At 67.9% G+C, this 11031-nt stretch carries 11 protein-coding genes; 2 read left to right on the top strand and 9 right to left on the bottom strand.

Annotated features, from left to right (window positions below):
• The first annotated feature begins 71 nt into the window (after positions 1-71).
• Positions 72-578 carry a CAP domain-containing protein gene (locus tag MFF24_RS19385; protein WP_108942685.1) on the top strand — a complete coding sequence of 169 codons (507 nt, stop codon included), beginning with the start codon at positions 72-74 and terminating at the stop codon, positions 576-578.
• Positions 579-596: 18 nt separating this feature from the next.
• Here MFF24_RS19385 and MFF24_RS19380 read toward each other — a convergent pair whose 3' ends face one another.
• Together MFF24_RS19380 and MFF24_RS19375 are read right to left on the bottom strand one after the other, a co-directional pair.
• Complete coding sequence (locus MFF24_RS19380; protein ID WP_133088847.1) at positions 597-1430, bottom strand: OmpA/MotB family protein; 834 nt, start codon at positions 1428-1430, stop codon at positions 597-599.
• 14 nt (positions 1431-1444) lie between these two features.
• Complete coding sequence (locus MFF24_RS19375; protein WP_108942683.1) at positions 1445-2218, bottom strand: motility protein A; 774 nt, start codon at positions 2216-2218, stop codon at positions 1445-1447.
• Positions 2219-2487: 269 nt separating this feature from the next.
• On the opposite strand from MFF24_RS19375, the gene MFF24_RS19370 reads away from it, so the two are divergent.
• The gene (locus MFF24_RS19370) at positions 2488-4260 is read left to right on the top strand and encodes a glucan ABC transporter ATP-binding protein/ permease (RefSeq protein WP_238226539.1); all 1773 of its coding nucleotides are present in this window, start codon (positions 2488-2490) and stop codon (positions 4258-4260) included.
• 453 nt (positions 4261-4713) lie between these two features.
• On the opposite strand, the gene MFF24_RS19365 is transcribed toward MFF24_RS19370, so the two are convergent.
• The 7 genes from MFF24_RS19365 to MFF24_RS19335 form a co-directional block, all read right to left on the bottom strand.
• A complete protein-coding gene (locus MFF24_RS19365) occupies positions 4714-5274 on the bottom strand; it encodes a hypothetical protein (protein ID WP_238226537.1) in 561 nt (186 codons plus the stop codon).
• Between the two features lie 226 nt (positions 5275-5500).
• Positions 5501-6232 carry a 6-phosphogluconolactonase gene (gene pgl, locus MFF24_RS19360; RefSeq protein WP_238226535.1) on the bottom strand — a complete coding sequence of 244 codons (732 nt, stop codon included), beginning with the start codon at positions 6230-6232 and terminating at the stop codon, positions 5501-5503.
• Positions 6229-7221: a phosphogluconate dehydrogenase (NAD(+)-dependent, decarboxylating) gene (gene gnd / locus MFF24_RS19355; protein WP_238226533.1), complete on the bottom strand. Its 993-nt coding sequence runs from the start codon at positions 7219-7221 to the stop codon at positions 6229-6231. Before gnd ends, pgl begins: the two co-directional genes overlap by 4 nt.
• Positions 7222-7336: 115 nt before the next feature.
• Positions 7337-8932: a c-type cytochrome gene (locus tag MFF24_RS19350; protein ID WP_238226531.1), complete on the bottom strand. Its 1596-nt coding sequence runs from the start codon at positions 8930-8932 to the stop codon at positions 7337-7339.
• Positions 8933-8974: 42 nt separating this feature from the next.
• A complete protein-coding gene (locus MFF24_RS19345; RefSeq protein WP_238226530.1) occupies positions 8975-9337 on the bottom strand; it encodes a hypothetical protein in 363 nt (120 codons plus the stop codon).
• A gap of 3 nt (positions 9338-9340) precedes the next feature.
• A complete protein-coding gene (locus MFF24_RS19340; RefSeq protein WP_238226528.1) occupies positions 9341-9838 on the bottom strand; it encodes a TspO/MBR family protein in 498 nt (165 codons plus the stop codon).
• Positions 9835-11028, bottom strand: coding sequence for a geranylgeranyl diphosphate reductase (locus tag MFF24_RS19335; RefSeq protein ID WP_238226526.1), 1194 nt, complete (start codon positions 11026-11028; stop codon positions 9835-9837). The genes MFF24_RS19340 and MFF24_RS19335 overlap by 4 nt, the downstream gene beginning before the upstream one ends.
• Positions 11029-11031 lie beyond the last annotated feature (3 nt).

Here is an 11031-nt window from a genome sequence, read left to right as displayed (position 1 = left end):
CGGCAGCGATACACTTGAGTTTCCCGCGAGCAGGGCCCACCTCAACGTCTGCTCACGGGAAAACTGCTTTCGTGCTCGGACGCCAAACCTTTCTCGCCGCGCCGGCGGTGCTCGCCCTCGTGACCCTGCTCCAGGGTTGCGCGGGACGGATGACGCCCGAGGCGAGCGGCGTGCCGACCATGTATCTGCCGCTCACCACCGGCAGTACCGCCGTCGACACGGTGGCGGCGCGGGACATGATCTCCGCCTATCGCCGCAACAACGGGATCGCGCCGCTCGTCGTCGATCCCGAACTGCAGCGGCTGGCCGAGACCGAGGCCGCCGCCATGGCGGCCTCTGATCGGCCGAGCAAGAGCCAGACCGTGCGCGCAGCGGTAACGCGGCTCGGCTACGACGGCGCCGATGCCAACCTCTCGGCGGGCTACCACACCCTCGCGGAAGCCTTTTCAGGGTGGCGCGACAGCCCTCCGCACCGGGCGGTCATGCTCGCGCCGGAAGCCAAGCGCATGGGCATCGCCACAGCCTACGCGCCGGGCTCCAAGTACAAGGTCTACTGGGCGCTGTTGGTCGCCAAATAGCCGTCAGGGCAGCGGCAATCAGGGTAGCGTCTTGCCGTTCGGCGTCGGCGGCGGCTCGGAGAGGAGCGTCACCGTTACCCGGCGGTTGGCCGCGAGATAGGGATTGTCGGGAAACATCGGCTCCGTATCCGCCTTGCCCGTCACCGAGGCGAAGCGGTCGTCGGGCAGACCCGCATTGGCCAGAACGTCGCGCACGCTCAGCGCGCGATTGGCCGACAGCTCCCAGGGCGGTGCGGTGTCGCGGGTGCCGGGGCGGGCGGTCGCGGTGAAGCCGGTGATCGCAATACGGTTCGGCAGCTTCATCAGCGTTGGCGCCAAGCGCTCCAGCAGACGGCGGGTGCGATCGTTGGGGCGGCTCGATCCTTCCGGGAACATGGAGCGGCCGTCTTGATCGACGATCGACACGTCGAGCCCCTTGCGGTTCGGCGCGATGATCACGTTCTTCGACAGCTCTGCCACTTCCGGCATGTCCTGCATCGCCTGCCGCAGGGAGGCGGCGGCCTGCCCGAATGCATCGGGATAGCCGCGGTCGGGAATGCCGTCGTCGAGGCCGCTATCGATCTGCGGCGGCGTCGTGCGATCGGTGGCGCGCTCAGGCGGCACATCGCGCAGGTGCTTGAACTTGTCCGCCGTCGGGATCCCTTCGCTTTCCAGGATGCCGGCGAATTTCGATTCCTTGTTCACGCCGAAGGCGTCGCGCATCGAGCCGGCGACGACCTGGAGTTTCTTCTGGTCCTGGGTCGAGTAGGCAGCGATCATGACGAAGAAGCTCATCAGGAGCGCCATCAAGTCGGCGAAGGTCACGAACCAGCCGTGACCGCCATGGGCGCCGCCGCGCTTCTTCTTGGCCACCGCTCAAGCCCCCGTTACGCCGCTTCCGCGGCGAGTTCTTCGCGGTGGTTGGCGGGCAGGTAGGCGATCAGCATCTCGCGCACCAGCGAGGGGCTCTTCTGGTCGCGGATCAGCAGGATGCCGTCGATGATGAGAGACCGCGACACGTCCTCCTCCTCGAGCTTCACGTGCAGCTTGTCGGCGATCGGCAGGGCGACCATGTTGGCGATCAGTGCGCCGTAGAGCGTCGCGAGCAGCGCGGTCGCCATAGCAGGCCCGAGCTTCGAGGGGTCGGACATGTTGGCGAACATCGTCACCATGCCGAGGATGGTGCCGATCATGCCCCAGGCCGGGGCGCAGTCACCGAAGGCGCGGTAGATCTTCGAGCCCTCATCCAGATGCATCAGGAAGTTGTCGCGGTCGCGCTCCATCGTGTCGCGGATGAAGTCGCGATCGTAGCCGTCGGCGATGTAGCGCGCGCCCTGAGCCAGGAACGGATCGGAGATCTCCATGCTTTCGAGCGCGATCGGGCCCGACTTGCGCACGACGTCGGCGATCTTGGTAATCTCCTCGATCAGATCGTGCGGTTTCACCGAGCGCATGGTGAAGGCGTAGCGCAGGCCCATCGGCAGACCGTGCAGCATGGTCGAGAACGGGAAGCGAATCATCGTCGCGGCGATGGCACCGCCGAAGATCACGATCACGGCGTGCTTGTCGAAATAGGCGGCGAAATTGCCGCCATCGATCATGATCAGCGTGAACACCACGCCGACGCCGCCGAGCAGCCCGATACCGGTTGCGAGATCCATGACGCCGACGCCCGAAGCCCGGCCGATCCTGCCAGCCGTCCCCAAGATGTAAAAAAACAGGCTGAAGGAACGGTAAAGGGGATTGGACGAACCGGCCTTTCCCCGTCATGTGCCGTTCAGGGGCGGAGCGGCATAAGTTCCCGTGCCGATTGACCGAGTGCGCCTGCGCAGAGAATCGCAAGCCAACGGTCGGCCGGCACCGGAGTGTTCCGGTTCCAATGGCGTGGTCCCCACGGCGGCAGCCGGACGGGGCGGGGAGCGAAAGCACGATGTCGATGATTCGCCTCTATGCGCGAGTGCTCGGCCTGCTCGGAGCGGAGAAGCGGCTGGCCGGCGGTTTGATCGTGGCCAATGTCGCGCTCGCGGTGGCAGCGTTCGCCGAACCGCTAATCATGGGCCGTATCATCGACGGCCTCACCCATCTTTCCAAGGACACACCCGCAACGACTCTGTTGCCGTGGATCGTGGCCTGGGTGGTGTTCGGCCTGTTCACCATCGGTGCAGGGGTGGCGATCGCCCTGCATTCCGACCGTCTGGCCCACCGCAACCGACTCTCCACCATGGCGAACTTCTTCGAGCACGTGCTCGAACTGCCCATCGCCTTCCATTCGTCCAACCATTCGGGCCGCGTGCTGAAGGCGATGCTGGAAGGCACGAACGCCATGGCCTGGGTCTGGCTGAATTTCTTCCGCGAGCACTTCGCCGCCCTGCTCTCCGTCGGCGTGCTGCTGCCGCTGACGCTGTTCGTGAACTGGCGGCTCGGCGCGATTCTCGTGGTGCTGGTACTCGTCTTCACGGCGCTAGCGAGCTACGTCATGCGCCGCACCGAGACGCTCCAGGGCGAGGTCGAGCAGTTCCAGTCGGGTCTGGCCGCCCACGCCTCGGACGCGCTCGGCAACGTCGCGGTGATCCAGTCCTTCACCCGCGCCCGCGCCGAGAAGGAGGCGATGCGCAACATCATCCACGACCTGCTCCGGGTGCAGATCCCGGTTCTGTCGTGGTGGGCGCTGGCGAACGTTGCCACCCGCGCCTCCGGCACCCTGACCATGACCGCAATCTTCATCACCGGCATCGCCCTGCACCAGAAGGGTGCGGCCACCGTCGGCGAGATCGTCGCCTTCATGAGCCTTGCCACCATGCTGGTGACCAAGCTCGACCACGTCGTCACTTTCGTGAACGGGGTGTTCATGCAGGCGCCGAAGATGCGCGAGTTCTTCGAGGTGGTCGACACCGTCCCGACCGTCCGCGACCGGCCGCAGGCCAAGCAGGTCGCCCGCTTCGAGGGCGAAGTGGCCTTCGACGAGGTCGCCTTCTCCTACGACGGCCGCCGCAACGCGCTCGACGGCGTGTCCTTTACGGCTCAGCCCGGCGAGACTGTGGCGCTCGTCGGCACCACGGGCTCGGGCAAGTCCACGACACTAGGCCTGCTGCACCGGACCTTCGATCCGGACGCCGGCGCCATCCGCATCGACGGCATCGACATCCGCGACATCGGCCTCTCCAGCCTGCGCCACAACATCGGCGTCGTGTTCCAGGAGCCGATGCTGTTCAACCGCTCGATCCGTGAAAACCTCCAGGTCGGCCGCCCCGATGCGTCCGATGCCGAGATGCTCGACGCGCTGGAGCGTGCCCAGGCCAGCGAGTTCATGGCCCGCCAGCCCGACGGGCTCGACACGATCATCGGCGAGCGCGGCCGGTCGCTCTCCGGCGGCGAGCGCCAGCGCCTCTCGATTGCGCGGGCGCTTCTGAAGAACCCGCCGATGCTGATCCTCGACGAGGCCACGAGCGCGCTCGATGCCGCGACCGAGCGCAAGCTGCAGCAGGCGCTGGAGACGGTGATGGAAGGGCGCACCACCTTCGTGATCGCCCACCGCCTCGCCACGATCCGCAACGCTGACCGCATCCTCGTGTTCGAGAACGGCAAGATCGTCGAGGCCGGCAATTTCGACGAGCTGGTCGCTCTCAACCAGCGCTTCGCGGCGCTCGCTCGGGCCCAGTTCATGGCGGCCGAGGCCGAGGACGACATGCCGCTCGCGGCCTGAGACGGTGTCGGGCTGATCGCAAGCGGATCAGCCCCCACCACTGTCATTCCCGGGCGCCGAACGGCGAAGCAGGCACCCAGGTTCGGGCGGTCGCCATTCTGCACGGTCTCCGCTTGATGGCTTCGGTGTTTCCTCTCGTCATCACGGGGCGATGCGCGAGCAATCCGGGGCTCCGCACTCGCCGGACCGGTCGCGCCCTGGATCGCTTCAGCTTCGCCTCGCGATGACGGCGTCGGATGAGACAGCCGAAGCGATCAACCTGAAATGGAATTGCGCGTCGCTAGACGGGTTTCGCTGCGCGGTCCCGCGATCACGGTCGAGGCGCTAGCAATGCAATGAGCGAAAGCGGCCCAGGGCGAGCCTTGAACAAGTTCCGGCATCGCCACTCTGTTGGCGAACCGGATCCGACATCACGCAACCGAAGCCGAGTGCGCAGCTCTTCTGCGGAGCGGATTACGGCCTTCCCACAGACCTCGCCGCGACATCAGGCGTGTTCTCGGTGGCCGGCGCCTGAACGGTGTCGAAGGCCGTCTCGTCGAGCGTCAGAACCGGCAGGGCTCCGAGATCGACCGACGGCGCGGGCTCCCGCTTCGGAGTCGCCGCGGCCGGCGCGGCCATGATGGAACCGGCCGGCTGAGGCTCGGCCGACAGACCGGCGACGGGAGAGGTCGGCGGCGCCTCAATGGCAGGTGGTGCTTCGCCGGGCGGTGCCGTCTGGGGCGCTGGCACCGTACCAACGATACGGACGGTCTGGGCGGCCTCCTGGACGGGCTCAGCCGCGATTGCGGGTTGCTCCACAGCCGCGACACTCGTGCGGAGTTGCGCCGCGAGCGCCCAGGTCGTGACGAGCGAGAGGCCGAGCAGTCCGATGCACACGGCCCAGGCCGGCCGGCGGCGATGTCCGCCAACGGGCTTCAGCGGGCCGGGACGAAGGCGGTTGCGCCGCAGAGCGAAGCGCGACTGACGGACCCGCGGCCAAGCATCCAACGCGGTGGCGCCTTCGGCTGCTCCCATAGGGGTACTCCAGTTTCGACAAGGGTCGGCCGTTCATAAACGGGTAAGACCGGCGTCGAAAGTGAGGCGGATGCACCCGCCTGGACAGGCGAGGCGCGTTCAAGCGCGCCAGCATCGTGCCGAATGCCGGACCCGGCACGATGCCCTTTCCTCTTGCCTTCATTGCCTTTCCCGAAAGCCGGTGAGCCTTTTTCGGGGCGCCGCTCTTGCAACAGGTTATCGAAAGTCAGGCCTCGGCGGCCTCGCGATCGATGTACCACGTCACCTGCCCCGCACTCTCGACGTGGCGTGCCGGCAGATCCTCGCCCCCGGCGAGCCGCCGCAGCGCCTCGCGCTTGCCCGCGCCATTGACGAGGAAGAGCACGGAGCGCGACGAGGCCAGGGCCGGAAAGGTCAGGGTGATGCGTGGCACGAACGGCTCCATCCCCGCCTCCGGCACCGGCGCGACCCAGGCCGAGCGCTCGGCCAGGGCGGGCTTGCCCGGAAACAGCGAAGCGGTGTGCCCGTCGCTGCCGAGGCCGAGCAGAACGAGATCGAACAGCGGCCGATTCGGATCGAGCCGGTCGCTGCCGTAGAATTCCTGCAGCGTCCGCTCGTAGGCGCGAGCGCCCGCCTCGGCGCCCTTGTCTGAGGGGATGAAGTACAGGTGCGTCGCTGGCACCGGCGCCGCGTGGCCGAAGGCCTCGCGCACCATGCGGACGTTGCTCAAGGGATCGTCCCACGGCACGACCCGGTCGTCGCCGAAGAACCAGTGGATGCGCGCCCACGGCACCCTTTCGACAAAGCCGGGGGAGGCCAGCAGCGCGTAGAGCCGCTTCGGGGTCGAGCCGCCGGACAGGCAGATCGTGACGCGGTCCCCCTCGGCGCGCTCGGTGATCGACAGCAGGTGATCGGCGGCGGCGCGGGCGGTCGCCTCCGCATCCGCCATCAACTCGGTGTTCGGGGGAAGCGGGATCATGGCGCGGGTCCGCGGCGCGGCGGCTCCTTGTGGCCGCCGAAGCCCTGACGCATCGCCGAGAGCAGCTTGTCGGCGTAGCTCTCGTCCTCGCGGGAGCGGAAGCGGCGGTAGAGGGCGCTGGACAGGACGGTGGCGGGCACGGCCTCCTCGATCGCCGCGTTGATGGTCCAGCGGCCCTCGCCGGAATCCTCGACATAACCCGAAAATCCTTCCAGGCGCTCGTCCCCGGCCAGAGCGGCGGCGGTGAGATCGAGGAGCCAGGACGAGACCACGCTGCCGCGCCGCCAGACCTCGGCGATGTCGCCGAGATTGAGATCGAAGCGCCGCTCCTCCGGGATATCGGGGGCGTTGGCGTGGCGCAGGATGTCGAAGCCCTCGGCATAGGCCTGCATCAGGCCGTACTCGATGCCGTTGTGGATCATCTTCACGAAGTGGCCGGCGCCGTTCGGTCCCGCATGGATGTAGCCCTGCTCGGCCCGCGGATCGCGGCCGTCGCGGCCGGGGGTTCGCGGGATCTCGCCGAGGCCCGGCGCCAGCGTGCGGAAGATCGGGTCAAGGCGGTCGACGGCCGCCTTGTGGCCGCCGATCATCATGCAGTAGCCGCGCTCCAGCCCCCACACGCCGCCGGAGGTGCCGACATCGACGTAGTGGATGCCCTTGGCATCGAGATCGCGAGCCCGGCGCACGTCGTCCTGATAGAACGAGTTGCCGCCGTCGATGATGCAGTCGTCGGCGCTCAGGAGACCGCCGAGTGCGCGGACCGTCTCCTCGGTAATCTGGCCTGCCGGAAGCATCACCCAGGCGGTGCGGGGCGCTTCCAGCTTCGCGGCAAGATCCTCAAGGCTCGATGCAGCCGTCGCGCCCTCGGCCGCCAGGGCCTCGACCGCCTTCGGATCGCGGTCGTAGACCACGGCCGTGTGCCCGTCACGCAGGAGGCGGCGGACGATGTTTCCGCCCATCCGGCCGAGGCCGATCATGCCGAGTTGCATCCGGTCGCGCTCCCATCGGGGTCGTCAGGGTCCGCCGCTTGGAACCTCCCGGTCACAGACCCCGTGGTTTCGAGCGGCGATTGCTCCCGGCAATGGTAGGGCTGAAATTCCGGAATCAAGGCTTGGGCGGCGTCACCCCCGAGGCCGGCACCTTTCCGGACAGGGCATCCACCCGCTTCTCCGGGTTCTTGATCTGGCTGTAGGCGACGTTGCCGAACGAGCCGATCGTCGCGGACCAGGGCAGGGGTTCGGCGTCCTTCTCGGTGCGGTTCGCCTTGCAGAAGGCGGAGAGCAGCCCGTTGACCACCGCATCGTCGCCGGCCTCGGGCGCGGCGGCCTTCACCTGCGGCGCCACGCGGGCGAGGACCGGAACGAAGTCGTTCGGCTTCAGCCCCTTCAATCCGTCGCCACCCGTGGCCTGCTCGATACTGCTCTTCAGCTTTTCGTCCTCGATGGTCGAGCAGGGCGCGTTGCCGGCCATCATCGTCCTGATCTTCTGCCGGGCGTTGGCGACGACCCCGGTCTCGGAGACGACCGGCGCCTTGTTGCCCCAGGAATTGCGAATATAGTCGGTGACGTCCTTGATCTGCTGGTCGGTCATTTCCTGGCCGATGGCCGGCATCGGTGCATAGCCGCTCTGGGCGGCCAATCCGCCGACGATCACGTTGATGACCGTCTCCGGACCGGCCGACTGGACCGAGGTGTTGCCGGCCAGGGCCGGAATCGCGCCCTCGACGCCCTTGCCGTCCGGCCTGTGGCAGGAGGAGCAGTAGGTCAGGTAGGTGTCGGCCCCCGGCGCTCCGGGCTGGTTGAAGGCCTGGAGATCTTTTTCCTTGTAGGTCTGCTTGGCCGGAACCGTGCGCAGATAGGCAACCATCGCCTTGAGGTCGGCGTCGGTCATCTTGGAGAGGGATTCCTCGATGGTCTGGCGCATGGGCCCCGCCGCCACGCCCGGGCGGTTGCCCGGAGCCGTACCGGTCTTGAGATAGCTGACGACTTCCGCGTCGCTCCAGGCACCGATGCCCTGGTGCCCATCCGGCGTGATGTTGGGCGCGTACCAGCCGTCGATGACACCGCCGCCGAACCGCCCGGCGAGGCTCGAATTGCCGACGAGCTTGCGCTCGTTGTGGCACATCCCGCAATGGCCAAGACCCTCGACGAGGTAACCGCCGCGGTTGACCTCGGCGCTGGCCTTCGGGTCGGGCTCGAAACGACCTTCGGTGAAGAAGGCGGTGCGCCACGTGATCAGCGCGGTGCGGACGTTGAAGGGGAAGGGGATCTCGTTCTCCTCCCGCTTCTCCCTCACCGGCGGTAGCGACTTCAGGTAGGCGAAGATCGCCTTCGTGTCCTCATCGGACACCTTGGTGTACCAGGCGAACGGAAAGGCCGGGTAGAGATACTCGCCCTCGTCGCCGATACCATGGCGGAACGCCTTCTCGAAGGTCTCGTAGCTCCACTTGCCGATGCCGGTCTCGTCGTCCGGCGTGAGGTTCGGCGTCTTGATCGCGCCGATCGGCGTGTCGAGCTTGTAGTTGCCGGCCAAGAACTTGCCGCCGGGCTTGGTGTGGCAGGCGACGCAGTCTCCCGCCGTCGCCAGATACTCGCCGCGCTTGATCAGGTCCGTATCGGCGTCCTGTGCGCGAGCTGTGCCGATCGACAGGAGTGCGGCGACGGCGAGCCATCCGGAGCCCAGAGGGTTGGGACGTGTCATGAACCCGATCTCCGACGTTGAAGAGCCCCGGCAAGAATTGTTCTAAGTCATCGGTGGACGCGCACCGAACGTTCGCCACCTCCGGTTGTTCCAGGCCGCTTTGTCACAGTCCTGCGCGGCGCTGGGACCTTCCCGAAAGCGGATCACCAGTTCGGCGAGGTGCGCTGCAAGAGCGACGAACAGCCAAGCCGCGATGGCGGGCCACGCGGCTCCGGTGAGGGCGGCTCTGAGGGCGAGCATCAGTGCGGCCCCGGAGGCGAGATTGCTCAAGAGCGCCATCGGCGCCGGGCCGCGCCCCCAGCGCGCTCGCACCCCGAGCAGCACCAGCGCCTCGAGCGCGACCAGCACGAGGATGCCATCGACGATGCGACCGGAGACGAAGAGCGAGGCGAGGAGCTCGGCCATCGCTCACGTACTCCCGAAGCGCGGATTGAGCCGGACGATGGAGAGATTCAGCCCCGCGGCCACGCTTACCCAGGCGAGATAGGGCAGGTTGAGCAGAGCCGCAGGAATCGAGACTTGGCCGACGGCGAGCACCACCGCGAGGATGGAGAGCCAGAGCAGCAGCACCTCGGCGAGGGCCCAATCGGGCCGCCGCAAACGGAAGAAGATCACGCTCCAGGCGATGTTGAGCCCACCGTTGACGGCGAAGACGGCGACGAGCCGCGCGCGCGCCGCCGGTTCGGGATCGGCGTTCCAGGCGATGACCGCCGAGGCGGTGGTGAGGGCGAAGATCACGGTCCAGACCGGACCGAAGGCCCAGTCCGACGGTTTCCAGCCGGGAACCCGCAGGCGGCGGTACCAAGCATCGGTCCGGGTCGCGACCCCGCCCGCCACGGCGATCGCCAGGGCGATGAGGCCGGCGACGACGGGCGGGCCCCAGCCGCCGGCGAGCATGCCGTTCACGGCGAGACCCAGCGGAACAGGTGGGCGAGATCCTTGAAGAAAATCCGCGCATGCGCGGCGGGCTTGGCGCGCACCAGCTCCTTGTTCATGTAGGCGTCCCAGGTGAGCTGCTGGACGTCCCGATCCTTGCAGATCGCCACGAAGCGCTCGCGCAGGGCATCGCTGCGATACCAGACCCACTGCATCATCCCGAGGATCCAGAAGACGCGTCCGTGCAGCCGCATGAAGCGCTTGCGCGCCTCGGTCAGGGCTCGAACATCGCCCGTGACGAGGAAGGCCCCGGCCGCCTCCGCTGCGAGGCGCCCGCCGAGCATCGCGTAATAGATGCCCTCACCGGAGGCCGGGGCGACGACGCCCGCGGCATCGCCCGCCAGCAGCACGTCGCGCCCGTTGTCCCAGCGCCTCAGCGGTTTGAGAGGAATCGGCGCGCCTTCCCGGCGGATCGTCTCGCAGGCGTCGAGACCGGTGCCCGCGCGCAGATCGCGGATCGCGCCGCGTAGCGAGAAGCCCTTGCGGGCACTGCCGGTGCCGACGCTGACGGTCTCGCCGTGCGGGAAGATCCAGGCGTAGAAGTCGGGTGAGAGACGGCCCTGATAATAGACGTCGCAGCGCGCCCCGTCATGCGCGGCGTCGGCGGGGCGTCGGACGATTTCGTGATAGGCAAAGACCTGCCGCATCCGGGCGTGCCCCGGAATTTCGGCCCGTCCGACCGCGGAGGTCGCCCCGTCGGCACCGATGACGAGCCGCGCCCGGACCCGGCTCTCCTCGCCTGCCTTGCCGTTTCGATAGTGGATCGTGGCGAGGCCCGGCTCCTCTCGGGCAATGCGCTCGAACAGGCCGTCGCGCAGTTCCACGCCGGCCTGAACGGCGCGCTCGCGCAGAAACGGGTCGAAATGCTCGCGATCGACCATGCCGACGAAACCCTCGCCGACCGGCATGTCGACGTGGCGCGCGCTCGGCGCGACCATCCGGGCGCTGCGGATGCGGGCGACGAGAAGCGCATCGGGGATCGCGAAATCGCGGATCAGGCGCGGCGGGATCGCGCCGCCGCAGGGCTTGATCCGCCCCGCCTTGTCGAGGAGCAGCACCCGGTGCCCGGCGGTCGCGAGATCCGCGGCCGCGGTCGCCCCCGCCGGGCCTCCGCCCACCACCACGACGTCGAAGATCTCGCAAGCGTCGTGGTGTGCCATGGC

The sequence above is a fragment of the Methylorubrum aminovorans genome (assembly GCF_022179725.1).
Taxonomy (GTDB): Bacteria; Pseudomonadota; Alphaproteobacteria; order Rhizobiales; family Beijerinckiaceae; genus Methylobacterium; species Methylobacterium aminovorans.
Note: the sequence above shows the minus strand (reverse complement) of the source record. Positions and strands in the feature narration are given on the sequence as shown.